The 25,572-nt window shown below is 67.8% G+C and carries 21 protein-coding genes; 4 read left to right on the plus strand and 17 right to left on the minus strand.

What is annotated here, in order from left to right; genetic code table 11:
* The first annotated feature begins 82 nt into the window (after positions 1 to 82).
* Entirely contained in the window at positions 83 to 1,444 is a 1,362-nt protein-coding gene (gene aptA, locus ACFPMG_RS29775) for an omega-aminotransferase AptA (protein WP_376999023.1), read from the plus strand.
* Between the two features lie 28 nt (positions 1,445 to 1,472).
* Positions 1,473 to 2,972 (plus strand): CoA-acylating methylmalonate-semialdehyde dehydrogenase, encoded by a 1,500-nt coding sequence (locus ACFPMG_RS29780; protein WP_376999026.1) that lies wholly within the window; start codon positions 1,473 to 1,475, stop codon positions 2,970 to 2,972.
* 162 nt (positions 2,973 to 3,134) lie between these two features.
* Here ACFPMG_RS29780 and ACFPMG_RS29785 read toward each other — a convergent pair whose 3' ends face one another.
* Positions 3,135 to 3,893, minus strand: coding sequence for a GntR family transcriptional regulator (locus tag ACFPMG_RS29785; RefSeq protein WP_376999029.1), 759 nt, complete (start codon positions 3,891 to 3,893; stop codon positions 3,135 to 3,137).
* A gap of 36 nt (positions 3,894 to 3,929) precedes the next feature.
* Entirely contained in the window at positions 3,930 to 4,616 is a 687-nt protein-coding gene (locus ACFPMG_RS29790; protein WP_376999032.1) for a CBS domain-containing protein, read from the minus strand.
* 161 nt (positions 4,617 to 4,777) lie between these two features.
* Here ACFPMG_RS29790 and ACFPMG_RS29795 point away from each other — a divergent pair, with 161 nt between their 5' ends.
* A complete protein-coding gene (locus ACFPMG_RS29795; RefSeq protein WP_376999035.1) occupies positions 4,778 to 4,966 on the plus strand; it encodes a hypothetical protein in 189 nt (62 codons plus the stop codon).
* 4 nt (positions 4,967 to 4,970) lie between these two features.
* Here ACFPMG_RS29795 and ACFPMG_RS29800 read toward each other — a convergent pair whose 3' ends face one another.
* The 4 genes from ACFPMG_RS29800 to ACFPMG_RS29815 form a co-directional block, all read right to left on the minus strand.
* Positions 4,971 to 5,675: a TerC family protein gene (locus tag ACFPMG_RS29800; RefSeq protein ID WP_376999037.1), complete on the minus strand. Its 705-nt coding sequence runs from the start codon at positions 5,673 to 5,675 to the stop codon at positions 4,971 to 4,973.
* 98 nt (positions 5,676 to 5,773) lie between these two features.
* Entirely contained in the window at positions 5,774 to 7,264 is a 1,491-nt protein-coding gene (locus ACFPMG_RS29805) for a tripartite tricarboxylate transporter permease (RefSeq protein WP_376999039.1), read from the minus strand.
* Between the two features lie 223 nt (positions 7,265 to 7,487).
* The gene (locus tag ACFPMG_RS29810) at positions 7,488 to 7,994 is read right to left on the minus strand and encodes a tripartite tricarboxylate transporter TctB family protein (protein WP_376999041.1); all 507 of its coding nucleotides are present in this window, start codon (positions 7,992 to 7,994) and stop codon (positions 7,488 to 7,490) included.
* An 84-nt stretch (positions 7,995 to 8,078) separates the two neighbouring features.
* Positions 8,079 to 9,152, minus strand: coding sequence for a Bug family tripartite tricarboxylate transporter substrate binding protein (locus tag ACFPMG_RS29815; RefSeq protein WP_376999043.1), 1,074 nt, complete (start codon positions 9,150 to 9,152; stop codon positions 8,079 to 8,081).
* Between the two features lie 500 nt (positions 9,153 to 9,652).
* On the opposite strand from ACFPMG_RS29815, the gene ACFPMG_RS29820 reads away from it, so the two are divergent.
* On the plus strand, positions 9,653 to 11,365 hold the full coding sequence (locus ACFPMG_RS29820) for a right-handed parallel beta-helix repeat-containing protein (protein WP_465252040.1): 1,713 nt from the start codon (positions 9,653 to 9,655) through the stop codon (positions 11,363 to 11,365).
* A gap of 84 nt (positions 11,366 to 11,449) precedes the next feature.
* On the opposite strand, the gene ACFPMG_RS29825 is transcribed toward ACFPMG_RS29820, so the two are convergent.
* The 11 genes from ACFPMG_RS29825 to ACFPMG_RS29875 form a co-directional block, all read right to left on the minus strand.
* Positions 11,450 to 11,920 (minus strand): hypothetical protein, encoded by a 471-nt coding sequence (locus ACFPMG_RS29825; RefSeq protein WP_376999047.1) that lies wholly within the window; start codon positions 11,918 to 11,920, stop codon positions 11,450 to 11,452.
* Positions 11,921 to 12,189: 269 nt separating this feature from the next.
* Positions 12,190 to 12,960, minus strand: a complete 771-nt coding sequence (locus tag ACFPMG_RS29830; RefSeq protein WP_376999049.1) for a hypothetical protein — start codon at positions 12,958 to 12,960, stop codon at positions 12,190 to 12,192.
* Positions 12,961 to 13,123: 163 nt separating this feature from the next.
* A complete protein-coding gene (locus ACFPMG_RS29835) occupies positions 13,124 to 14,311 on the minus strand; it encodes a polysaccharide pyruvyl transferase family protein (RefSeq protein WP_376999051.1) in 1,188 nt (395 codons plus the stop codon).
* A gap of 63 nt (positions 14,312 to 14,374) precedes the next feature.
* Entirely contained in the window at positions 14,375 to 15,667 is a 1,293-nt protein-coding gene (locus ACFPMG_RS29840; protein WP_376999053.1) for a hypothetical protein, read from the minus strand.
* Positions 15,667 to 16,980 (minus strand): glycosyltransferase family 4 protein, encoded by a 1,314-nt coding sequence (locus tag ACFPMG_RS29845; protein ID WP_376999055.1) that lies wholly within the window; start codon positions 16,978 to 16,980, stop codon positions 15,667 to 15,669. The genes ACFPMG_RS29840 and ACFPMG_RS29845 overlap by 1 nt, the downstream gene beginning before the upstream one ends.
* 47 nt (positions 16,981 to 17,027) lie before the next feature.
* Entirely contained in the window at positions 17,028 to 19,202 is a 2,175-nt protein-coding gene (locus tag ACFPMG_RS29850) for a glycosyltransferase family 2 protein (RefSeq protein ID WP_376999057.1), read from the minus strand.
* Positions 19,199 to 20,500 (minus strand): glycosyltransferase family 4 protein, encoded by a 1,302-nt coding sequence (locus ACFPMG_RS29855; RefSeq protein ID WP_376999059.1) that lies wholly within the window; start codon positions 20,498 to 20,500, stop codon positions 19,199 to 19,201. Before ACFPMG_RS29855 ends, ACFPMG_RS29850 begins: the two co-directional genes overlap by 4 nt.
* Positions 20,497 to 21,324, minus strand: coding sequence for a class I SAM-dependent methyltransferase (locus tag ACFPMG_RS29860; protein WP_376999061.1), 828 nt, complete (start codon positions 21,322 to 21,324; stop codon positions 20,497 to 20,499). The genes ACFPMG_RS29855 and ACFPMG_RS29860 overlap by 4 nt, the downstream gene beginning before the upstream one ends.
* Positions 21,325 to 21,328: 4 nt before the next feature.
* On the minus strand, positions 21,329 to 23,680 hold the full coding sequence (locus ACFPMG_RS29865) for a glycosyltransferase family 2 protein (RefSeq protein WP_376999063.1): 2,352 nt from the start codon (positions 23,678 to 23,680) through the stop codon (positions 21,329 to 21,331).
* 74 nt (positions 23,681 to 23,754) lie between these two features.
* Complete coding sequence (locus tag ACFPMG_RS29870) at positions 23,755 to 24,576, minus strand: calcium-binding protein (protein ID WP_376999065.1); 822 nt, start codon at positions 24,574 to 24,576, stop codon at positions 23,755 to 23,757.
* 735 nt (positions 24,577 to 25,311) lie between these two features.
* Positions 25,312 to 25,527, minus strand: a complete 216-nt coding sequence (locus ACFPMG_RS29875; RefSeq protein ID WP_174452364.1) for a hypothetical protein — start codon at positions 25,525 to 25,527, stop codon at positions 25,312 to 25,314.
* Between the last annotated feature and the right edge of the window lie 45 nt (positions 25,528 to 25,572).

Genomic DNA, 25,572 nt, shown 5'->3' on the forward strand with positions numbered 1-25,572 from the left:
ATTTAACCGCAACCAAGGCTCCGCGCACACTGTTTTCCGACCTGATATTCGATGCCACCCCAGCCCGCAGGAGTGCAGTCCGATGCCGCCCTTGGACGAGAGCCACAAGACTGGAGCCGCCCCGACCGCTGGGCTGACGCGCGAGGAGCTGGACGCCCACTGGATGCCCTTCACGGCGAACCGCGAGTTCAAGGCGAACCCGCGCCTGATCGCCCGCGCCGAGGGCGCGTGGTACTGGGATTCCGAGGGGCGGAAGATCTACGACAGCCTGTCCGGCCTGTGGTGCTGCGGCGCCGGGCACAGCCGCCGCGAAATCAGCGAGGCGGTGGCCCGCCAGATCGCCGAGCTGGACTACAGCCCGGCTTTCCAGTTCGGCCACCCCGCCGCCTTCAAGCTGGCGCACAAGCTGGCCTTGATGACGCCGGCCGGGCTGGACCATGTGTTCTTCGTCAATTCCGGGTCGGAGGCGACCGATACCTCGCTGAAGATGGCGCGCGCCTATTGGCGGCTGAAGGGCCAGCCGACGAAGACCAAGCTGATCGGCCGCTCCAAGGGCTATCACGGCGTGAATTTCGGCGGCATTAGCCTGGGCGGCATCGGCGGCAACCGCAAGCTGTTCGGCTCGGGCGTCGAGGCCGACCACCTGCCGCACACGCTGCTGCCGCAGAACGCCTTCACCAAGGGCCTGCCGGAGCAGGGCGCCGAACTGGCCGACGCGCTGGAGGAACTGGTCGCCCTGCACGACGCCTCCAACATCGCCGCGGTGATCGTCGAGCCGCTGGCTGGCTCGGCGGGTGTGCTGCCGCCGCCCAAGGGCTATCTGAAGCGGCTGCGGGAGCTGTGCGACAAGCACAACATCCTGCTGATCTTCGACGAGGTCATCACCGGCTTCGGCCGCATGGGGGCCGCCTTCGGCGCCGACGCCTTCGGCGTGGTCCCCGACATCATGAACGTCGCCAAGGGCCTGACCAACGGCGCGGTGCCGATGGGCGCGGTGGTCGCCAGCCATGAGATCTACCAGACCTTCATGGACAACGGCGGCGCCGACTACATGGTCGAGTTTCCGCACGGCTACACCTACTCCGCCCACCCCGTCGCCTGCGCCGCCGGCCTCGCCGCGCTGGAGCTGTTCGAGCGGGACAAGCTGGCCGAGAAGGCGGCGGCGCTGGCCCCGCATTTCGAGACGGTGCTGCACGGGCTGAAGGGGCTGAAGCACGTCACTGACATCCGCAACTACGGGCTGTGCGGCGCGGTGCAGATCGCGGGCCTGCCGGGCGAGCCGGCCCGCCGCCCCTACGAGATCGCCATGAAGTGCTGGAAGGCGGGCTTCTACGTCCGCTTCGGCGGCGACACGCTGCAGTTCGGCCCGCATTTCATCAGCGAGCGCGACGACCTCGACCGGCTGATGAACGCCGTTTCCGATGCCATCCAGGCGACCGCCTGAGCCATCGACGGAAGACAATGGAAAAGCCATGACCCTCGTTCCGCACCTCATCGGCGGCACGGCCGACGCCCCCGCCGAGACCCGCAGCGCCGACATCGTGAACCCGGCGACGGGCGAGACCGTCGGCCGCGTCCCACTGGCCAACCGCGCCACCGTGGAGTCGGCCATCGCCGCCGCTGAGGCCGCCTTCCCTGCGTGGCGGGCGACGCCCCCGGCCAAGCGGGCGCGGGTGATGTTCCGCTTCCGCCAGTTGCTGGAGGACAATGCCGACCGCATCTGCGCGGCGATCACGCGGGAGCACGGCAAGACGCTGGAGGACGCCCGCGGCGAGCTGACCCGCGGCATCGAGAATGTCGAATACGCCTGCGGCATCGCCGATCTGCTGAAGGGCGAGCATTCCAAGAATGTCGGGCCGGGCATCGACAACTGGTCGGAGTTCCAGCCGCTGGGCGTCGTGGCAGGCATCACGCCCTTCAACTTCCCGGCCATGGTTCCGCTGTGGATGTTCCCGGTCGCCGTGGCCTGCGGCAACGCCTTCATCCTGAAGCCGTCGGAGCGCGACCCCGGCGCTTCCCTGCTCGTTGCGCAACTGGCCCAGGAAGCCGGGCTACCGCCGGGCGTGATCAACGTCGTCCACGGCGACAAGGAGGCGGTGGACACGCTGCTGACCGACCCGCGCGTCCAGGCGGTCAGCTTCGTCGGCTCCACGCCGGTTGCCGAGTACGTCTACGCCACCGGCACCGCCCACGGGAAACGGGTGCAGGCGCTGGGCGGGGCGAAGAACCATGCCATCGTCATGCCCGACGCCGACCTTGACAACGCGGTCAGCGCGATCATGGGGGCGGCCTACGGCTCCTGCGGGGAGCGCTGCATGGCGATCTCCGTGGTCGTCGCGGTGGGCGACGCGACCGCCGACCGCGTGGTGGCGATGCTGGCGGAGCAGGTGCGCGCCCTGAAGGTGGGGGCGGGAACCGGCACCGGCTGCGACATGGGTCCGCTGGTCACCCGCGCCCATTTCGAGAAGGTGAAGGGGTTTGTCGACCAAGGCGTCGCCGAAGGGGCGGAACTGGTCGTTGACGGCCGCGGGCTGGTGGTGCCGGGGCACGAGGGCGGCTTCTTCCTGGGCGGCTGCCTGTTCGACCGGGTGACGCCGGACATGAGCGTCTACCGGGAGGAGATCTTCGGCCCGGTTCTCTGCGTCGTGCGCGTGAACACGATGCAGGAGGGCATGGACCTGATCGACGCCCACGAGTACGGCAACGGCACCTGCCTGTTCACCCGCGACGGCGAGGCCGCGCGCTACTTCACCGACGCGATCAAGGTCGGCATGGTCGGCGTCAACGTGCCGTTGCCGGTGCCGGTGTCCTACCACAGTTTCGGCGGCTGGAAGCGGTCGCTGTTCGGCGATTTGGCGGCCTACGGACCGGACGGCGTGCGCTTCTACACCCGGCGCAAGACGATCACCCAGCGCTGGCCGGCCGGCGGCGTGCGGGAAGGCGCGCAGTTCTCCTTCCCGTCGATGAAGTGAGGGAGGCGTGCTTGCCCTCTCCCGCCCCGGGAGAGGGAGGGGCCCGCCGCATGGCGGCGGGAGGGTGAGGGTGCCGCCAAGGATAGGTGGTACTATTCTCGCACGACCCTCACCCGCCCGCTTTCGCGGGCACCCTCTCCCGGGGCGGGAGAGGGATAACCGTTACATCAGCGGCAGGCCGTCCTTGAACGCGGCCTTCACGTCGGCACCCCGCACCTCGGCCAGCCGCAGCCAGTCGAGGAAATCGCCGTGCCGCTCGACATGGGCGGCCAGACCCAGCGTGTGTTCGCGCGCCAGACGCTCGGCCAGTTCGCCGTCGCGTCGCTCCAGCGCCCGGATGATGTCGCGGTGCTCGTGCATCGACTGTTCGGCCCGGTTGTCCTGCCGGATCGACAGCTTGCGGATGGCCCGCATGTGGATGAACAGGTTGTCGGTCAGCGTCTCCAGGATGCGCGCACGGCTGAGGCGGATGATCGCCTTGTGGAACTCGATGTTGGCGTCGGAGTATTCCTGGATGTTGTCGGAGGGCGCCTGCTCCTCGAAGCTGCGGAAGATGTCCCACAGCGTGCCGATGTCCTCCTCGGTGGCACGCTCGGCGGCGAGGCGGGTAGCCATGCTCTCCAGTGCCGCCCAGGCGATGATCATCTCGATGATCTCGGTCTTGGTCTTGCGGACGACGTAGATTCCCCGCCGTGGCTCCAGCCGCACCAGCCCCTCCTGCTCCAGCAGGGTCAGGGCTTCGCGGATCGGGGTCCGGCTGACGCCCAGCAGGCCGCTGAGCTGGCGTTCGTCCAGCCGGACGTCGCCGGGGTGGTCGTAAATGTCCATCTGGATGATGGCCTGTTTCAGCCGTCGGTAGACCTGGTTGCGGAAGGTGGCACCGGAGTCCAGCGGTTGGACGGTCAATTCGGGTGGCGGCATCGGGCTGCTCCTTCGATGGGGCGGATGGCCGGGGGATCACCCGACGAAGCGGTTCCGGTTCAGATGCTCCTCCACGCGCTTCACGCCGCTCACGCCGCTCGCCGCGGTGTGCAGGGCGCGGCGCTGCTCCTCGCTGTCGACCATGCCCCAGAGCTGCACGACCCCGTCGTTGACGACGATGTTGATCCGATCGAGGTCCACCCAGGACTGTCCGTCCAACGCCTCCAGCAGCGCGGCGCGGATCGCCTCGTCGCCGGACGTGCCGAAGTCGGCGGCACCGCGCCGGTTGCGGAGCAGCCCGTGCAGCAGGTTGGCCCGGCTGATGATGCCGACCGGACGCCCGTCGACCAGGACGGGCGCGCGCTTGATCCGCTTGTCCTCCATCAGGTCGGCGATCTCCGCGATCTCCGTGTCGGGGGCGACGGCGTGGATCGGCCGCGACATGACGTCGCGCGCGCAGCGTCCATGCGTCTTCAGGAAGTCGGCGGCCTGCACGTTGCGGCCCACCAGCATCTCCAGCCAGCGGGCGCGCGGCCGGTCGGTTCCCGTCTCCACCCGGCGCAGAAGGTCCCCTTCGCTGATGATGCCGACCGCGCGGCCGTCCTGGTCCACCACCGGCAAGCCGCTGATCCGATGGGTCAAAAGCAATTCGGCGATGTCCGGTACGGGGGTGTCCAGCGCCACCGTGATGACCGGCGATGTCATGACATCCTTCGCTTGCATCTCGACGTTCCTCCCTGAACTGGCGGTGCGGAGCCTGTGTCCGGCTCCTGCTGCGTGTCTGGTATACGAAATGCTACGTTTCTTATCCCTTGCTCCCCAACGGACTTTGCGCCATCTCTGCTGCAGCGCAGCATGAGTGTGGTCAGAGCCCGGAGTTCCCGATGTTGGAGAGTCTTGCCGTCGTGTTCGCCCTGGCCGGGTTGGCCGCCGTGGTGACCGAGATTTTGCGGAACGATCCTGGCCTCATCTCCGAGATCACCAGCGACGTGCGCGCCATGGCCCTGCCGAGCCGCTTCCGGGCGGTGCGGGGCGACCGCTGCCGCGAGCCCCGTCGCCCCTCCTCCTGCTGAGACGTCAAGCCGGATCGGTCTCCACCACCGCGCGGCGTCGGTTGATGCTGCGGGCCATCAGGAAACCGGCGGTCATCACCCCCAGCGCCGCGACGAAGGGCGCCGTCCCGGTCAGCACCGGCAGGCTTTCCGTCACGTGGGAATGGATGCTCGGGTCGGTGAGGATGACCTCCGCCGCGATGTAGCCGAGCAGCCCGGCGCCGGCATAGACCAGGGCCGGCAACCGTTCGATGGCCTTCAGGATCAGCGTGCTGCCGAAGACGATCAGCGGAATGCTGATGGCCAGCCCCAGGATGAGAAGGACCGTGTTGCCGTGCGAGGCGGCGGCGATGGCGATGACGTTGTCCAGGCTCATCACCGCGTCGGCGATCACGATGGTGCGGACCACCCCCCACAGCCCGGCGGAGGTGCCGGAGTGCGCCGCCTGCTCCTCCTCCTCGGTGGGCAGCATCAGCTTGATGGCGATCCAGAACAGCAGCGCCCCGCCGATGATCTTCAGGTACGGGATGGCCAGCAGATAGGCGATGATGACGGCGAACAGCACGCGCAGCACGATGGCCGCCCCGGTGCCGAGGAAGACGCCGATCTTCTGTTGCTTCGGCGGCAGCGAGCGGCAGGCCAGCGCGATGACGAGCGCGTTGTCGCCGCTGAGCAGGATGTCGATCCAGATGATCTGGAGCAGAGCGATCATGAAATCGGACGTGTCCATCGTCCCGAACCCCCCGATGTGAGAAGAAATCCCCCCCGCCGGTCGTCCCGTCCCGAACGCCGGCGGGGAAGTGGGTGGAGCTGGTTCACCGGGATGACCTATTTCACGGGCATGACCTGGGTGCCGCCGTCCTGCCGGGACTGGCGCTTGCGCAGCAGGGCGGAGATCACCGGCCAGAACAGCATGACCAGCGCCAGGGTGACGATGCTGCCGACCAGCGGGTTGGACCAGAAGATCGCCAGATCGCCCTGCGACACCAGCATGGCCTGCCGGAAGGAGCTTTCCGCCATGTCGCCCAGCACCAGCGCCAGCACCAGGGGGGCCAGCGGGTAGGACAGCTTCTTGAAGACGTAGCCGACGACGCCGAACACCAGCATCATGACGATGTCGAGGAAGGCGTTGTGCACGGTGTAGGCGCCGACCGCGCAGATCACCACGATGACGGGTGCTATGATGCTGAAGGGGATGCGCAGGATCGAGGCGAAGACCGGAACCGTGGTCAGCACCACGATCAGTCCGGCGATGTTGCCCAGATACATGCTGGCGATCAGGCCCCAGACGAACTCCTTCTGTTCGACGAACAGCAGCGGGCCGGGCTGGAGCCCCCAGATCAGCAGGCCGCCCAGCAGCACCGCCGCGGTGGGCGAGCCGGGGATGCCCAGAGTCAGCATGGGCAGCAGCGCGCTGGTGCCGGCGGCGTGGGCCGCGGTTTCCGGGGCGACCACGCCCTCCACCTCGCCGTTGCCGAAATTCTGGCGGTTCTTGGAGAAGCGCTTGGCGAGGCCGTAGCTCATGAAGGAGGCGGGGGTGGCGCCGCCGGGCGTGATGCCCATCCAGCAGCCGACGATGGAGCCGCGGATGGCGGTCACCCAGTAGCGCGGCAGGCTCTTCCAGGTCTCCCACACGACCTTGGCGTTGATCTTCGCGCTCTTGCCCTTGAAGGCCAGCCCCTCCTCCATGGTCAGGAGGATTTCGCCGATGCCGAACAGGCCGATGACCGCGATCAGGAAGTCGAAGCCGCGCAGCAACTCCACCGACCCGAAGGTCATGCGCAGCTCGCCGGTCACGCTGTCGAGCCCGACCGCGGCCAGGGCGAAGCCCAGCATCATGGCGCACAGCACCTTGAAGGGAGATTCGCTGCCCATGCCGACGAAACTGCAGAAGGTCAAAAGCTGGACCGCGAAGAACTCCGCCGGGCCGAAGCGCAGGGCGAAGCCGGCGATCACCGGGGCCAGGAAGGTGATGAGCAGGACCGCCACGAACGCCCCGAAGAAGGACGAGGTGAAGGCCGCCGTCAGCGCCTCGCCCGCGTGACCCTTCTGCGCCATGGGGTGGCCGTCGAAGGTGGTGGCCACCGACCATGGCTCGCCCGGAATGTTGAAGAGGACCGAGGTGATGGCCCCGCCGAACAACGCCCCCCAGTAGATGCAGGAGAGCATGATGATGGCGGAGGTCGGCGACATGCTGAAGGTCAGGGGCAGCAGGATCGCCACCCCGTTCGCCCCGCCCAGCCCCGGCAGCACGCCGATCAGGACGCCCAGCGTGATGCCGATGAACATGTAGGCGATGTTCATGGGATCGGCGAGCACGCCGAACCCGTGTATGAGTGACCCGAGCGCTTCCAAGTTTCCCTCCCTTTCCGGCATCCGCTCCCGTTCCGTTTGGAAGCGTCGCGTCTTGAGCGCGCAGGACGGGGTTCGGCCCCGCCGCATGGGCTGGTTCGTCGCGGATGCCCGCCGCTGCTTCGGTGTGCGCGGCCGTTCCCGCGGCCGCCCCGGCTTTTAAAAACTGGACTGGTAAAAACTGGACTCGTCAGAACCCGAACATCGTCTCGACCGGTCCCTTGGGAAGCGGAACCAGGAACCAGATCTCGAACATCACGAAGAGGCCCGCGGGCACGAGGATGGCGACGGGCAGGATCGTCTTGATCGGATACTTGCCGACCCAGTGCATGAAGAAGGCGATGAACAGCATCGCCGACAGATAGATGCCCAGGAAAGCGGTCAGGATCACGAAGACGACGCTGGGCACCAGCACCTGGAGAACCAGGGCGAGCTGGTGTTTTTCGACGAAGGCGGTGCGTTCGCCGCTGTGGCGCCAGAGGTTGACGGCCAGCGTGGCCAGACTGCTGACCAGCATGATCAGGCCGACATAGAAGGGGAAGTAGCCGGCCTTCGGTCCGTCGGACCCCCAGCCGTTGCCGACGCGGATGCTGTCGGCCATCACCACGAGGGCGACGAGGGCGAACAGACCGGCGACGACGATTTCCATGGTCCGGTTCGAGACGACCGGATCACTGTTCTGCGTTCCATGCTCCATGGCTCACTCCCACAAGAAACCCAAACGGTGGGGGAGGGCGCCCGGGGCGCGATGCCCCGGGGGCCGCGCGTTGGACGAGAGGGGCTATTGTTTGGTGAAGCCCGCCTTGTCCATCAGGGTCTTGTGCTGGGTTTCCGCCGCGGTCAGCCAAGTCTTGAAGTCGTCGCCGGTCTTGAAGCTGACGTTGAAGGCCCCCTTCGCCATGAAGTCCTTCCACTCCTCCGTCTCGCGGACCTTCTTGAAGAGGTCCACATAGTAGGCGATCTGGTCCGGCGTGACGCCCGGCCCCATGAAGATGCCGCGCAGCATGGTGTATTCCACGTCTAGCCCGGATTCCTTGCAGGTCGGGATGCTGTTCCACGACTTGCCGTCGGCCACCGGCTCCTTCAGCGGGATGCGCTCCTTGTCGAAGACGCAGAGAGGCCGCAGCGCGCCGGCCCGCCATTGCGACACCGCCTCGATCGGGTTGTTGACGCTGGCGTTGATGTGGTTGCCGACGAGCTGGGCCGCCACGTCGCCGCCGCCCTTGTAGGGGACGTAGGTGAAGGTGACACCCGCCGACTGCTCGATGGCGGCGGTGATGATCTGGTCCTCCTGCTTGGACCCGGTGCCACCCATCTTGAAGCGGTTTGCGCCACCCTCCTTGGCGGCCTCGACGAACTCCTTGGGCGATTTCTGCGGGGCCTCGCTGTTCACCCACAGGACGAAGTTGTCCAGCGCCAGCATCGCCACCGGGGTCATGTCCTTCCAGGAGAAGGGAACGCCGGTCGCCAGGGGCGTGGTGAACAGGTTGGACAGGGTGATGATGATCTTGTGCGGGTTGCGGTTTGACGATTTGACGTCGAGGAAGCCTTCCGCACCGGCTCCGCCCGACTTGTTGATGACGACGATGGGCTGGCCCATCAGGTTGTTCTTCTGAATGATGCCCTGGATCATCCGCGCCATCTGGTCGGCGCCGCCACCGGTTCCCGCCGGGACGACGAATTCGACCGACTTTGTCGGCTCCCAGGCGGCCTGGGTGGCGTTCGGGATCAGCAGAAGGCCAAGCGCGCCGGCCAGCGCCGTTCCGCTGGCGAGCGTTCTTCTATGGGAGCTTTTAAAAGCGAAGGAGTCAAAAGGGGTTTTCCGCGCGCAGCGCGGGCGCTGTACGTCCTTCATGCCTCATTCCTTCCCTTTTGGGTGGCCGGGCTTCCGTCGGCGCGGCTCATCATTTTTGGATTGTCTGGCGACACGGATTGTTTGCTCATTAAACTGTCCGTGTGGCGTATGGTATGTGGCATCCCAGCTTTCTTCAACAGGAATGTCACAAGACGACCGGACCCGAACATTAGGTGCAGCGCAAGAATCCGTCGGAAAATGGCGGCTAAATTCTTGTACTTCGTAGAATTTTCAGGAATTCACCAAAAGAGTTAACCCGATCGTGATAGTGCTTAAATTCAGGGAACTACCCCTTTCGTTAGGGGATTTCCTGTGACGGATTTGGCGCACTTCAAAAACTAATTATCCTAAAATCGAACCATTTAAGGCCACACGGTGCTGGCTAGGCTCCGGTCCTGTCGAAAACGATTGAGCGCACAGCAAGCGGGACGGCGCGATCCGCGCACATTCCCGCCCACCGCCACAAACGTGGCGCTGTAAAAAGGAAAGAGTGAAAGACCATGGAACATATGGCCATTGAGCTTGATCATCAGAACCACGCCGACACGACCGGTTTTGTCGGTGATTCTGCTGCCGATCCGTTCCAGGCTGTTGTCGACAGCATCACCCCGGTGACCGCCGACAGCACCGCGACGCCGGACTCAATTCTCCATCTCCAGGCACTCCAGACCACCGCACAGCCTCTGGCGCTGGCCGATGCCACGGCCGCTGCCGCCGCCACCGCCAAGATCGTCGTGAACGCCTCCGGCACCGCCGCGGGCGGCGTCTCGCCCCATTTCAAGCTGCTGGTGGACGGCGCCGTGGTCGGCGAAGGCACCGCGGCCGGCGACGCCAAGGATTTCTCCTTCGACGCCAACGTGACCGCCGATCAGGCGCACAAGATTCAGATCCAGTACGACAACGATGGCGCCGTCGATGGGCAGGACCGCAACCTGACGGTCAACGCCGTCACCATCAACGGCCACAAGGTCGCCCCGACCGATCCGTCCGTCACCTATGACAAGGGCGCGCTCGACGGCAAGGACGTCGTCCCGGGTCAGGCCAACATGTGGTGGAACGGCACGCTGGCCGTCGCCGCTCCCAAGGAGTTCTTCGCGACGACCGCCGCCGCGGCCCCGGCCGCCCCCACGGCGCCGACCTCCGGCACGTCGGACTACCCGTCCACCCCGGCCTCGCAGATCTACTACGTCGATGCGACCAACGGCAGCGACAGCAACTCCGGCCATGATGCGAACCAGGCCTGGAAGTCGCTGGACAAGGTGAACTCGACCAACTTCGCCGCCGGTTCGCTGGTCCTGTTCGAGCGCGGCGAGACCTGGCACGACAGCCTGCTGGCCTCCACCTCCGGCACCTCCGACAAGCCGATCATCTACGGCGCCTACGGCACCGGCGCCAACCCGGTGATCGAGGCGGCCAGCGGTTCCAGCTACGCCGTCAGCCTGAACAACAAGGACAACATCACCTTCGACAGCCTGACCATGAAGGGCTCGGGCGATGCCGGCCTGCTGCTGAACGGCGGCGCCGACAACGTGAAGGTCACCAACTCGCAGATCGTCGACAACCAGGGCTCGGGCGTCGTCATCAGCGGCACCTCCCACGGTCTGCGGATCGACCACTCCACGATCGACGGCAACGGCGCCTACGGCATCGTGCATTACTCCGCCGACAACGCCGACCAGTACTTCACCAACAACACCATCAGCGACAACGGCTGGCGGACCGACGGTGTGTATTCGGGCTGGAACGGCCGCATCCTGAGCGGCGAGATCGCCGGCAACACGATCTTCAACAACGGTGCCGGCGGCGGCGACGGCCGGTCGCACGGGCTGTACCACGACCACAGCCAGGCCAACAGCACGCTGAAGATCCACGACAACACGATCTACGACAACCCGCGCGGCGCCGGCATCCTCGCCAAGTCGAGCACCGAGATCTACGACAACACGATCTACGGCAACTCGAACGTCGGCATTTCGGTCGGCCAGAACCAGGGCACCAGCGTCACCTACAAGATCTACGGCAACGAGATCTTCAACAACAACGGCGGCATCATGGAGCACCTGAAGGGCGCCGGGTCGATCACGCTCGACGTGCACGACAACATCTTCAACAACAACAACGGCCGCTCCGCGGTGTCCATCGCCGACAGCATCAGCCAGAACGTCGTCAACAACACCATCTCCTCGGCCAACAAGGCCAGCCCGACCGCCTAAGGACGGGTTCTCTCTCCAAATTTTCGGCGACGACCGCGCCCGGCCATTCCTTGGCCGGGCGTCGGTGCGTTCGGATGCCGGCGATCACCAGTGCAGGACGACGCCGACGTCGCCCGGCATGCCGCCGGGATAGCTCAGAATCTGGGCGCGCAACTTGTAGCCGGCGGGGCGCAGATACCGGTCGTAATTGTCGTAGACCTCCCGCGCGAAGCCGGTGAGGCTGTCCGGCCAGTCGGGCTCGAAATTGTTGATCGCCCGGCCGCCATCGCTGCAGTAGCTGCTGGGAAAGCGCACGATCTCGATTTCAGTCTCCCCGCGCTCGGCCGCCGTGCGCACGGCGCGGGTGAAGCGCTCCTTGGCGTCGGGGCGGATGTGCTGGTGCATGAAGGCGTCGTGGATCGCGGTCTGCTCCTCCTGCTTCTTCTTCGCGAGATCCTGCGCCTCCTTCAGGCGCGCCATCTCCTGCGCTTCGGTGATCGCGTGGAGATCCCTGGGCGTGATCAGGTCGCCGCCAAGCGGCGAGGTCGGAGGGGTGGAAGGACCATCTGCGGGCATGTCGCATGTCTCCCGGTAGAAGGCCGCTGGCCTTGTCGGTTTGGAATGCGGTTCGTTTCAGGGACGTCCTGAACGCCGCATCGCGGCCCGCATGATCCCGGCGGGGCGCGCGTCATGCAGGGTGGCACGCGGAACGGCCGCGCGTCCATCATCGGCGCACCCGACACCGGCGCACGGCAAAGCCGCCGCCGGGATCGGCGGCGGCTGAAGCGCCTGGGAACGATGAAACGGAGGCTTGGAGCAGGAACCGGGAGGGCGGCGGGGCCCCGTTACCCGAAGATCGCCAGTCCGATCACCGTCGCCGCGAAGGCTCCCACGGCCGAGGCCAGGGCGGCGATGATGGTGGGGGCGTGCGACTTGGCCGACTTCACCTTCAGCGCGTCGTCGAAGCCGCGCAGCGTCGTGTCCATGCGGACGAGGAAGACCTCAAGTCCGGCCACCCGTTCCTGAAGGCTGTGCAGCGCGTCCGACAGGGCGGCCTGCTGCGCCGCGGCGGCGCCGGTTCCGGCCTGGCCGGCGGCGATGCGCTCCTGCGTCTCGCGCAGCAGCCGGGCGATGCCCTGCTGGCCGGCGGCGATCTGCTGGTGGTCGCGGCGGGCGGCGTCCAGCCCGGCGCCGATGCGCACCAGATGCGGAGCGAGCGTGCGCTCCAGCAGCTTTTCCTCGGCGCTCGGCTGGGCGAAGGTGGCGATGGTGCCGGTGCTCGGCGCGGCCGCCACGGCGACGACGCGCGTGGGGTCGAGCCCGGCCGGAATTTCAAGATCGGCCTCGAAGGCGTGGTGCCCGTCGCCGAAGTTGCCGCCGACCAGATCCTCGCGCGGGCGGTCGGCCAACGCGCGTCCCAGAACCACGCTGCGGCCGTCCGGCAGCTCGGCGCGGAGCTCCACCGTCAGGCGGTCGGTGGGATAGGAGCGGTCCCAGGCCCAGCCGTAGATCCGCCCGGCCTGGACGGCGTCCACCCGGCCTTCGATGACGGACGCCGCAGGCTCCGCCGCGACGGGGGTGGAGGACAGGGTGTCGGGCGTGGCGACGTCGGGCATGGCGGGCACTCGCGAAATAATTGAAGTCCCCTCTCCCCTCTGGGGAGAGGGTTAGGGTGAGGGGGTTGCGCATGTGACGGACGCCCCGCCATGTGCACCCCCCTCACCGGCCCTCCGGGCCACCCTCTCCCCAGAGGGGAGAGGGCTGAGACGGAATCCGCCGTCAGGCAGCCTTGCGCTGCGGGGTCTTGCGCGCGGTCGGGCTGGGCATGCGGTGCGGGATGTAGTTCTCGTCCAGGAACTCCCGCATGTCGCGGTAGCGCTGGTAGAAGGTGCGGTTGAACTTCTCGAACAGGCTCTGGTCCCAGTATTCCTCCAGGACGAAGGGCTTGTCGGAATAGACGTCGTAGCAGGGGATCGCGAAGGTCTCCGCGAACTCCGCCGTGCGGCTGTCGTAGCTGAAATAGACCGACGGCGTGCCGTTCGACAGCGCCATCAGGTTGCCGTGCAAGCGGTAGCCCAGCACGAGATCCTTCGAGCGCACGATGTTCTCATAGTCGGCGACGACGTCCGAGTACCACAGGCGCGAGCGGTACAGTTCGTCCAGCTCCTCGTCGAAGTACCAGCTCTTCAGCCAGTTGTTGTTGTGCAGCTCGTTCCAGGCCTCGGCCTTCTGCTCGTCGGTGCCCCAGAGCAGCTTCTTCTCCTCGACCTCGCCCTGCATCATCAGGACGGTGTCGAAGCGGCGGCTCATGTCCTTGACGAAGTCGCGGTGGCGGGTGAGGTAGGTCTTCACGTCCGGCGAATAGTGGCTGGACACCTCGCGGCGCATGGTGATGCCGACGTTGCGCACACTTTCCAGGGCGGGCAGGTCGATGCGCAGCTCCGGATCGCGGTTGCGGAAGGCGGTCGGGCAGCCGACGATGCGGACGTTCTTGATGCCGAGGTCCCACAGCACTTCGGCGGTGTAGGTGCCGCGCACGCCCAGCGTCGTGGACTTGTCGGCGAACATCTGCCAGATGCGCTTGCTCTCGTCCGACAGCGTCAGCTTGCCGGTGGCCGGGGCCTGGGCGCCGACGCCGAAGGCGATGACCGGGATGCGCAGCTTGGACAGCACCTGCTCGGTGCCTTCCGGCCAGGTCATGTGGTCGTGGATGTAGTTCGACCCGCGCAGGAACACGTAATCGTATTCGGCGTTGGCCCGGTCCACCACCTCCTGCTTGAACTCGCGGATCTCGACGACGTCGAGACGGTCGAAGGTCAGCAGCTTCAGCGAGGAATCGTAGACGAAGGCATCGCCGATGTTGTGGTAATGGTTAATGCTACGCTGAATGTTCTGGTAGCTGTACCACCGCACGCAGTCATGGTCGTAGACTTCGCCGGAGGGAATCATGACTAGGATGTTAGCCAATTTAATTCTCCTGGGGTCGGGGTGGTGGAAGGTTGCGGGGTTCGGGTTTTATCTTGATGAATTCTAACCGCTTTGGGACGGCTCAACCCGGATCATTATTCGGACCAGATCGCGATCCCTGGTCGGCTTGCAGTTCTTCTGGGCAAGCCGGGTCAGGTAGAGCCAGGCCTTTCCATCCGTGTCCTCGAAATTCCGGCTTCTGGCGTCCGGATCGAGAATGGCCGGGTAGTAGAAGGTCTCGTCCACGGCACACGTCTTGTCGGTGAGCAGCGGTGCCGCCCAGGCGAGGCGGGGGGCGGACCAGCCGATCAGGTCGGCGGAGGTTGACACCCACACGCCGGACACCGGATCCGCCCCTTTGCGCTCCGCCCGCCGTCCCGCCATGACCGCGACGTAGAGTCCGCTCGGCGTGTGGCGGACGAGGCTGGTGACGGTGAAGGGCAGCCGGTCGGGCGGCAGCGGCGCGCAGACCGACGCCGCGGGATCCGCCTCGCCCTGGGTGTAGGGGTCGCGGAAGCGGACGGTGAAGTCCCGCCCGTCCCACGCCCGCCAGGACGCCGGATCGCCGAGGTCGCGGGTGCGCATTAGGCAGACGCCGCGCTTCTGCGCGCCGATGCCCTCGGCGAAGGCCATGGCGTAGTACCAGCCGTCGCGCGCGACGATGTTGCTCGGCGCGAACAGCCCGGCCCGCTTTCCCAGATCGCCGCGGAAGCGGTAGGGCACCCCGGCGACGTAGCGCGCCGGCCCGAAGCTCTCCCCGCCGTCGTGCGAGACGGTGAGGGTCAGCGCGTTCCACCAACAGGCCATGTAGTCGCCGGTCGGGCAAAGGTCGCGGCGCTTGTGGCCGTGATACTCGTTGTGGACCAGCCCGTAGACGGTCGCTCCGTCGAGCGTGTAGGGCGAGGTCAGCCAGCCCATGTCGTCGAAGCGGGCCGGGTCGTCGCGCTTGGCCGACTGGAAGACGATGCGGCAGCCGTGGTGCAACTCGTTCAGCGACGGGCCGCTGAGGGTGCGGGCGCGGGTGTGCGCGGCGAGCAGCCGGACGCTGCCGTCCGCCGCCCTCCAGGCGCGCGCCGGGGCGTCCGGCACGTCCCAGTCCTCGCAGGCCTGGGTGCGGTGGTCGTAGACGGTCTCCAGCGCAGCGTCCGTGGGGACGCTGACGCGGAGGTCCGCGGCGTGGGAGGGGGTCGCGAGGAGGAGGGTGGCGAGGAGGATGCCGGCGTAATGCCACCACCCTAACCCTCCCCCGCTGGACGGGGGAGGGAACTTCGCCGCATGCCCCTCAAGCCCTCCCCTGCGCAGCGGGGGAGGGAGGGACCCGCGAAGCGGGAGGGTGGGGGCAAAGGGGAGGCGCATCACGGCTTCTGCGCCACCGCCCGCTCGGGCATCGACACCGCGCCACCACCCGCGTTCGCGATCAGCGCGTCGAACACGTCGGCGTGGCGGCGGGCGCTTTCCGCGCGGTCGATGGGGCGGCGGATGCGCATGCGCAGGCGGTCCCACAGGTCCGGCGTGGTCAGCGCCTCGGTCAGGCGGTCCACCAGATCCTCGACGCTGGCGTTGCGGAAATGCAGGCCGTCCACGCCGTGGGTGACCTTCTCTCCCATGCCGCCGATGTTGCTGGAGATGATTGGGCGGCCGTGCAGGAAGGCTTCCTGGATCACCACCGGCGAGTTCTCCCACCAGATGGATGGCATGACCACCCAATCCACGTCCTTCATCAGGCCGGGCAGTTCGGCGGAGCGGTAGCTGCCGTAGAAGCGCACGCGGTCGCCGGCGCGCTCCACCGCCTCGTTGAATTTCTTCTGGTAGGCCTCGGGCTGGCGCTCCAGGTTGCCGCCGAAGATCATCAGCGCGCCGTCCTCGCCCCACGCCTTTTCCGAAACGCGGCCGATCGCCTCGACCAGCACGTGGGCGCCCTTGAACTCGGTCAGCTGGCCGAAGAAGGCGAAGCGGTTGCGCTTGCCGCCACGGGCCAGCGGGCGGGGCGGGGCGATGCCCTCGACGGTCAGGCCGTTCTCGATCATGCGGAACTTCTCGCGGGGCAGGCCCCAGTCGACGTAGCGGTCGATCAGGAAGTTCGACGGGCTGACGTAGAAGTCCGCCTGCTCCAGGAAGGTCTTCAGGAACAGCTCGCGCTTGAAGAACTGGGCCTCGCCGATGTGCGGGAAGCAGCCGGCGCAGTCCGCCGGGCTGGCGCGGTAGCACAGCGTGTTGCGGCTGGTCTTCACCATCTGGCCGTGGTGGTGGCAGATGGACAGATACTCGTGGAAGGTCACCACGATCGGCACGCGCGGCAGCGCCTGCCGGATCGCCTGGATCGTCTCGATGCCCAGACCGAGGAAATGGTGGAAGTTCACCACGTCCGGCTGGAGGTCGCGGACGTAGCGGACGAAGTCCTTCTCCAGCCCCGGCAGGTTGCGGTTCGACAGCCGGAAATGGTCGTAGTCGTTGGCGTGGTAGAGGACCTCCCGCTCCTTCTGGCGCAGCGCCATCAGGGCGGAGCTGCCGTGCGGCGTGACCGGCGGAGAGGTGCGGGCCAGGTAATGGCTCTCCCAGCCCGGCAGGTCGTGCAGCCCCTGGTGCAGGTTGTAGGAGGCCACCTCCGCGCCGCCCAGCGAGAAGGCGGGATGGCCGTGGCTGATGATCAGGACGCGCTTGTTGCTCATGGTCGGGCCGATCTCGAATGGGGCTGCTGGGGGAGCTTTCAGGGGACTCAGGCGGCGGCGCGGGCGGACCAGATGTCCTCGAAGCTCCAGCGGTCCACCATGGCGCCGGCGCGGCGCCAGCGGTCGGCGTGCGCGTCGCGCGGCTGCTCGTCCAGCGCCACCAGAGTGACGCGGGGCAGCCAGACGCAGGCCCCGCCCAGCGCGCGCAGGCGCAGGCAGAGATCCAGCCCCTTGTGGTCGGCCCCCATGTAGGAGCCCATGGTGGCCAGTGCCCGGACCAGCGCGTCCTTGGGCAGCAGCGCGCATTCCGGGGCGGCGGCGTCCACCGTCGCCGCGTCCTGCTCCTTCAGCCAGTCGCGCGGATAGCCGGCGAAGCGGCGCTCGAAGGTCTTGGCGCCGTCCGAACCCTCCACCGCCATGATGCCAGCGAAGCGGATCGAATGGTCCTCGTAGAGCAGCGTCGGGCTGACCATCACCGGCCCGCCGGACTTGCGCGACACCCGCTCCAGAGCCGCCAGCCAGCCCTTCTCGGTCGGCAGGACGGAGGGGGAGAGCGTCAGCACCCGCTCGCCGCGGGCGTGGGGCAGGGCGGCGGCCATCGCCTCGAACGCGTCGGTGGCGTCGGGCGCGGCCACGAAGGTGACGGCCATGCGGTAGAAGGCGGCGGCCTGACGGACGGCACCGCCCAGCCGCTCGTGCGTACCGGCGGCGGCGACCACCAGCAGCTCGGTCTCGGCGAAGTCCGGGTCGATGGCGAGGCGGGCGATGTTGAGGTCCACGTCCTCCCGCCCGTCGGTCACCGGCAGGATCACCGAGACGCGCGGCGCCTTCACCGGACGGCCCATCGGGTGCACGCCCGACGACGGCGCGGCACCGGAGCGGGCGCGGGCGGTGCGCAGCATCGGGCCGACATGGCGGGCGATCAGCGTGTCGATGGACGGGCTGTCCAGATTGACCAGCGACAGCATGCGGCGCAGCGCTTCCGGAGCCGGCGGCAGGCAGCTCAGCGGCAGGAAGGCGAAGCGGTCGTCGGCCAGTTCCAGCTCAAGATGGAACTCGGCGCCCGGGGGCAGGCCCGACGGCTCGGCGGCGAAGGCGGTGAAGCCGTGCTGGTCCTGGCCGGGGACCATGCGCCCGGCGAACAGGCCGTCGTGCTGGAAGGCCTCCGTCACGTCGCGGCGGGCCAGCCGCGACCAGCCCTCGTCGAGCCGGACGGCGACGCCCGGTCCCTTCAGCGTGACGGCGCGGACCTGCCGCGTCGGGTCGAGCAGCCAGCCGGCGACGAACAGCCCGGCCCCCGGCACGCGCAGCGCCATGTCCAGCCCGGTCCGCACCGGGATGTCGAGCCGCGACACCGTTTCCGCCCCGTCGTAGCGCGACGCGGCGATGCGCGTCATCCGCTGGCGCGTCTCGGCGTCCTGGATGTTGCCCAGCATGTCGCGCACATGGGCGGAGGCCACACCGTCGGGCAGGATGGTGCGGTGCTCGAAGATCTCCAGATGGCGCCAGCCCTCGGCGGCGCGGTAATGGATGCGGCGGATGGCGGTGGGAAGCGGGGTCTCGTCGGTCAGCACCGCCATCACGCCCGACGCCTCCGGCGGCAGGTCGGGACGCGCGAAGGAGCCGGCGGTGGCGCGGTAGGCGGCGGTCTCCTCCGCCTCGATCAGGATCTTCTGGGCACCGTTGCGGAAGCTGCGCGCCCAGCCCTGGAGCATCAGGCTGCCGTCGCGGAAACGCCCGAACACCTCAGCGAAGCCATCCGGCTGCGACACCTCCTGGGCGAGGCCCGAGAGCAGGCGCCCGATGCGGTCGGATTCGTTCTCCGTCCCGTCCTTTGAGGAGGCGGCGAGCTGGATCGCGAAATCCAGCGCCACGGCCAGCGCGCCGGGCTGGAAGCCCTTCAGCGCCGAGACGAGGTGCGACGGGTTGGTGCGGACGTTGGACAGCCGCGGCAGGACGAGGCGTTCCCCCTTCTCGTCCGCCAGCTCGACGCGCGACGGGCGCATCTGCGCCAGCCCCGGCACGCGGATGCCGCCGAGGAACCAGCGCTCGCCCTCGGCGTCGGCCCAGGAGCGTCCGGCGTAGCGGCCCTCCACCGACCCGTCGAGATGCACGGCGCCCTGCGCGGGCAGAGCCCGGTCGATGGCGCCGAACAGGACGAGCGTGTCGTCGTCAAGTAGAATGGCCGCCGTGATGTCGGCCTTGGTGATCGGTTCCCTCATCCCGCGATGCTCCCCGCAATCGAACCCTGCCCATGCGTTCCCCCCGGACCATTCATTATGTCGTCATAGAGAATGACGTGTTTTTCGGCAGACTCCCCGGTCGTCGGGACCGCCGGCATGTTGGAAACGAGCCGGTCCCAAAGCCCCGGCTCGGTCATCGCGCGCGTCATCACGCGCGCCAGATCCGCGGCGTCCCCCGCCCGGAAATGCAGCCCGTCCACCCCGTCGGTCACCGATTCCGCCATGCCGCCGATGCCGCTGCAGATGACCGGGCGGCGGTGCTGGAAGGCTTCGCGGATGACCAGCGGGGCGTTCTCCCACCAGATCGACGGCATCACCACCCAATCGGCGGCGGCCATCAGCTCGGGCATCTCCTCGCGCCGGTAGGGACCGTGGCGGACGGCGGTGCCGCGGGCGTTCTTGAAGCCCTGCTCGACCTTGTCCTTGAAGGCGTCGGTCTGGAAGGGCGCGCCGCCATGGACGGCCAGCGTCAGGTCCTGCCCCTGCTTCTCCAGCCGGGCGGCGGCGTCCAGCGCGACGGTGATCCCCTTGAAGGGATTCAGGTTGCCGAAATAGGCGAAGGCGTTGCGCGGCGCTCCCGCGGGCAGCGGCCGGTGCGGCGCCGGACGGACCGCCGGGCGCCCGTTCTCCATGACGGAGATGCTGTCCGGGTCGATGCCCCAGGCGATGTAGCGGTCGCGCAGGAAGGCGCTGGGCGCCAGGAAATGATCGACCAGCCCGAACATCGCCTTGATGTGCTTCTCGCGCAGCACGAACTGGTCGGCCGGCCGGTCGGGGAAGCAGCGGTGGCAGGCGTCGGGCGAGGCCATGCGGCACAGCGCGTGGCTTCCCGTCGTCACCATCTGCCCGTCGTTGGCGCAGATCGGGTAGTAGTCGTGCAGCGTGTAGACGATCCGCGCCCACGGACAGACGCGGCGGATCAGGAAAAGCATCTCCACGCCCAGCAGCAGCGTGTGGTGGATGTGCACGATGTCCGGCTGGAAGGCGCGCAGCAGGTTCGACAGGTCCGGCACGATGCCGTGCAGGTCGATCTGGCTCTGGAAGAAGTGATCGAAATGCCCGGCCCACAGCACCACCTCGTCGGCGCTGCGGCCCAGCGTCTGAAGATTGGTGCCGGGCTTGCGGTCGCGGTGGACGCCGTTGGTGCAGGCGAGGAACAGGGCCTCGGCCCCCTTGGCCTTCAGGCTTCCGAACAGCTCGTGCGCGAAGATTTCCGTGCCGCCGGGGTGCAGGCTGGGGTGGTTGTGGGCGACGACGAGGACGCGGGGCAGGCTCATCGCGCGCCCTCCTTCTCCAGAACCAGGAGATCCTGGAAGTTCTCGGCGTTGCGCTGCCCGCTCCAGTGGCCGCGCAGCACCGGGCGCGCCGGGCGCAGCCCCTGTTCCGTGAAGGTATCCAGCAGGAAGGATTCGCTGTAGGCGACGGCGGCGTTCGGGTTGGCCTCGTCGGCGATGAACTCCGGCCCGGCGGCCTCGAGGAAGGCCGGGCGGGCGGTCTTCTTCGCGATGCCGTCCCGCGCGCGGGCGTCCACCAGGAACAGGCTGAGGAAGCAGCGGCCGCCCGGCTTCAGCACGCGGGCGATCTCCGCGGCGTAGCGCACCGTCTCCGCCGTCCGCAGATGGGTGATGACCGAAGTCAGAATCACGAAGTCGTGCCCGCCGTCCGGGAAGGGCAGGCGGGTCCGCGCCGCGTCCTCCGCCCCGCCGGGGTTGTAGAGCGCGTTCGCCACGTCGAGCGTCCGGAAGCGGAACTCCGGGTAGGCCGGGGTGATCGTCTCCGCGCACCAGCGGATACCATCCTCGACGATGTCCACGCCGTCGTAGCTGGAGTCGAGATACTGGGTCAGCGGCACGGCCATGCGCCCGATGCCGCAGCCGATCTCCAGAACGCGGTGCTTCGGCTTCAGCCCGCCGACGCGCACGAAGTGGCGCAGGAATTCCGCCCCGATGGCCCGGAAATCGCCGTCGCCGATGAACACGCGGTCCGGCGGCGGCACGGGCAGGAAGCGGTTGCGGGCGATCTGCGCGCACAGCCATTCCAGCCGCGGATCGGTGTTGCGGCGCAGGACGGCGAGGCGGCGCCCGGTGAGGATCTCGTTCATCAAGTCAGCTCCGGTTCCGGTTCGCGCGCCCGAACAGGCGGGATTTGCCCGGAACGGCAACGGGAAGGGCGGTGTCCGTGGGGGCGCCCGCCGACAGGGGGCGCATCAGGCTGTCCTCCAGCGCGGGCGGCGGCGTCCGCTGGTCCCAGTCCCGGGCGGCCAGCTCTTCCATCATCGCGCCCCAGCGGCGGGCGTGGAGCCAGCCGTTGTATTCGGAGGCGACACCGCGGGTGTAGCCCTGGTGCCGGCTGATCGAGCGGCGCTCCAGATGGTACAGCTCCACCGAGGGGACGTAGCGGATGTCCAGCCCGGCCTTGCGGATGCGCAGGCAGAGGTCGGAGTCCTCGTAGTCGCCGATGACGTAGTCCTCGCAGAAGCCGCCCACGGCGTCGAAGGTCTCGCGGGTCATCATCAGGCAGGCGCCGGTCACGCCGGGCACGCTGCGCTCCCGCCGGGCGGGAAGGAAGTCGCGCGGCAAGCCCTTGAAGAAGTGATGGTTGTACCAGCGCCCGCGGACGTCGCGGTCGAAGTAGAGGCCGGCGTGCTGCAGGCTGTCGTCGTCGAACAGCAGCTTCGGCCCGACCGCGCCGGTGCCCGGCGTGCGCTCCAGCGCGCCGAGCAGGGCGGGCAGCCAGCCGGGCTGGTCGGGGATCACGTCGGAATTCAGGAACAGCAGCGTCCGCCCGGTGGAGGCCGCGACCCCGGCGTTGTTGGCCGCCGAGTAGCCGTAGTTGGCCGGCTGCACCAGCACCCGCATCGGCAGGCCGTAGAGCGCGTGGAAGCCGTGCAGCATGTGCACCAGCTCGTCGCGCTGCTCCGGGCTGTCGAGCACGAAGATCAGTTCGGCCCCGGCCATGCCGGGATCGGTGGCGAAGCTGGAGAGCTGGAAACGCAGGAACTCCAGCGCCTTGTAGAGCGGGATGATGACCGAGACGGCCGGCGTCTCCGGACCGCGGCCGAAACTGACCGTCTCCGGCTCGCCGCGGCTCGCCATGTGGGCGGCGTGGAGCGGGGCGACGGCCGGGGCGATCACGGTTTCCAGCACCAGCGGAGTCGCGTGCTGCGGCGGCAGGCTGCCGAGAACCGCGGCGCGGGCGTCGGCGGGCGACAGCGGGCGCAGCGGCGGCACCAGACGGATCGACCCGCCGGAGCCGAGGCGAAGCTCCGCATGGACCTGAAGCGCCGCCGCGGGCTCGGGCGCGCCGGGCAGATAGGCGACGAAGCCGCTGCGGTCGGTGGACGGGGCGGTGCCGAACAGCTTCGCCACGTCCTCGCGCGGGAAGCGGTGCTCCAGCACCTCCAGCCGGCGCTCGCCGCCGAACGGCGTGTGCACGGTGAGGCCGCCGGACAGGGCGTGCGGGTCGTGCACCCAACCGGCCAGGAACAGCCCGCCGTCGCCGGTCGGCACCGCAAGGTCGAGCGCGGCGCCGATGGAGCGCTTGGCGTCGGCGACCTGCCGCTTGGGCAGCGGGGCGAGAACCTGGAGTTCGCGCACCGCCGCCGCCGCCGTGGCGTCCGACCGCCCGCGTTGGGCGAGCGCGTTCAGAATGTACTGGCGCAACTCCAGCGGCGTGTCGCGGCGGGTCGACAGCCGCTCGGTCAGGCTCGGCAGGTTGGGCGCCACGGCCGAGAAGGCGCGGCAGGCCAGCCCGTTGCGGCCGAGCACCACCAGCAGGTTGCCCGGCGCGCACAGCGCCTTGTCCACCAGCAGCGACATGGCCGCGCGCCCGCGCCGGTCCAGAGCGGACCCGATGCAGACGTCGAAGGGGGAGGGCCCGACGGCGCCCGCGGTGATGATGACCGCCCCCGTCACCTCGCCGAAGCCCGAGGACAGCGACCCGCCGCAGAGCAGAAGCTCGTCGGTCGCCAGGGCGCGGGCGACCAGCGGGGAGGGGGTGGGCGACAGCTCCAGCACCATGCGGCGGCAGACCGCGGCGAAGCCGGCGTCGCTGCGCAGCGCCGGGGTGGAGCGCGCGAAATCGAACAGGAAACGGACGACGCGCAGCCGCGACGGCGCGTCGAGGCTGCCCAGCAGGAAGGCGGGGTCGGGGTCTGGAACCTGGGGTTCGGCCAGGACCTCCGCGACGACGCGGCTCTGGGCCACGAAACGGACGGGCACACCGGAGGTCCGGGGCGCCCGCAGGATCGACAGCACCCGCTGCCCACCCCAGCTCGTCCGCACGGACAAGGTGGTGTAGGGCGGCCGGACCTCCTCGCCGTCGAGGGTGGGAACGACGCGGCCGGAAGGCTCCGGTCCGTCGCTCTCCCAAGAGGCGAGCACGAAGTCGTCGCCGAGCGCATGGAGCTGGGCAGACGCGATGGAGGCGGAGGCCGGCAGGACGGCGAGCACGGTCATGCGTTCCTTAGCCGGACCCATCGGCGGCGTGCGGAAAGCACGCCGCCGGTCCGGTCCCTGGGTGGGTTACGGCTTTAGTGAATGACGAAGAAGTCGTTCGGGTTGTTGTGAACTTCGTCGGCCGAAACGCCCTTCAGCATGATGCTGTCGCCGTTGCCGAGATCGATGACGGCGTTGCCGCCCATGTCGGTGACGCGGGCCGCCAGATCGGAGGCGTCGTTGATCTCCAGACCGTTGATGTTGCGCTCGATCTGGAGGACGTCCTCGCCCGCGCGGAAATCGAGAACCACGTCCTGGCCACCGCCGCCGGAGAAGACGAAGATGTCGTTGCCGGCGCCGCCGACGAGGATGTCGTTGCCCGCACCGCCGTCCAGGATGTCGTTGCCGTCACCGCCGGACAGGAAGTCGTCGCCCTCGCCACCCTTCAGGATGTCGTCGCCGGTGCCGCCCATCAGGATGTCGTTGCCCGCACCGCCGTCCAGGTAATCGTTGTGGCCGCCGCCCATCAGGACGTCGTCGCCGTTGCCGCCCCGCAGAATGTCGGCGCCGTCGCCACCGTTCAGGACGTCGTCGCCGTTGCCGCCGTCGATGATGTCGTTGCCGCGGCCGCCGTTCAGGACGTCGTCGCCGTTGCCGCCCGACAGGTAATCGTCACCGTCTCCGCCTTCCAGCGTGTCGTTGCCGTTGCCGCCGTCCAGGACGTCGGCCCCGCGGCCGCCGTTCAGGAGGTCGTCGCCGTTCCCGCCGAACAGGGCGTCGCGCCCGTCGCCGCCCAGGATCGTGTCGGCGCCGTTGCCACCCATCAGGATGTCGTCACCGTTGCCGCCGTCGATGAAGTCGTTGCCGTTGGTGCCGGTGATGATGTCGTCATAGTTGCCGCCAGGAAGGGTGGCCATGAATCATACTCCTTAACGATGGGATTCGGTGGGGTGGGGGATTTCCTACCCCGAAATGGCGAGGTACCACTAAGCCTTTACCCAAATACCGTCCGGCATGGCTGTGACAAACATAAGGTCAAACCCAGGCAAATCTTGAGTTCATAGAGTCAAAACACAATAATCATCAACGTTCATTACGTCATTCCTGTCACCTTGGCTTCAAAGCCCTTCGAAAATCTAAACATCTAATTTTGGACGCTGCGCTGAATGGGGGATTTTAAGCCGCCAATTCACGGCTATGGCTCATGATTAATGGGAGATTTTGAATTGTTCGTTCATAATACTTTTAAAGTCGCCAAGAAGGGATCCTGTCGAAATTCGACGAAATGCCTTGAAATGATCCGCAAGTCCTATGCGTTTGGCTTAGGATTATGCTGTTGATCATTGTCCGTTGGTGGCGCCGCGCGATGCTGCAGCGCATTCAAAACCACGGCCCTTTTAAAACCCGAGAGCAAGAACCGGGGATTTTAAAAGCCGGAATTTGAAAGCGGCGGCTGTGCCGTGTGGGTCGGCTGGGGCGATGGGCATCCGGAGAACGCGCCTCCAAAACCGCCCGGCAGGGTGTCTCTCCATGCCCCGTCCGTTCCGGCGGCCCGCCGATGTCGGGCGGAAGGCCGCCGGATGGCCGTCACCGATGCCCTTGAGAGGGGCGAAAATTTTTGTCTTGCGCTTCGATCCGGCGTCAGAGCCGGATCAGACTTTACCGGCTTCCGCGGCGTCCAGGGCGACCCGCGCCAGCTGCATCAGCTTGTCGTCGACCGCCGCCCGGTCATAGCCGGGGCTGTCGGCCAGCGAATCGCGCAGGCGCATGGCGATGAACTCGCCGGTGTGGTGCTTGTCGTAGAGATGGACGTCGCCGATGGCGTCGGCGACGCGCTTCAGGGTGTTCCGGTCCCACTGTGTGGTCATGCTCGCACGCTCCCTTCCTTGGCCTGTCGGCCCCGTCTTGCCTGC

The organism is Azospirillum himalayense (genome assembly GCF_042657465.1).
Classification (GTDB): domain Bacteria; phylum Pseudomonadota; class Alphaproteobacteria; order Azospirillales; family Azospirillaceae; genus Azospirillum; species Azospirillum himalayense.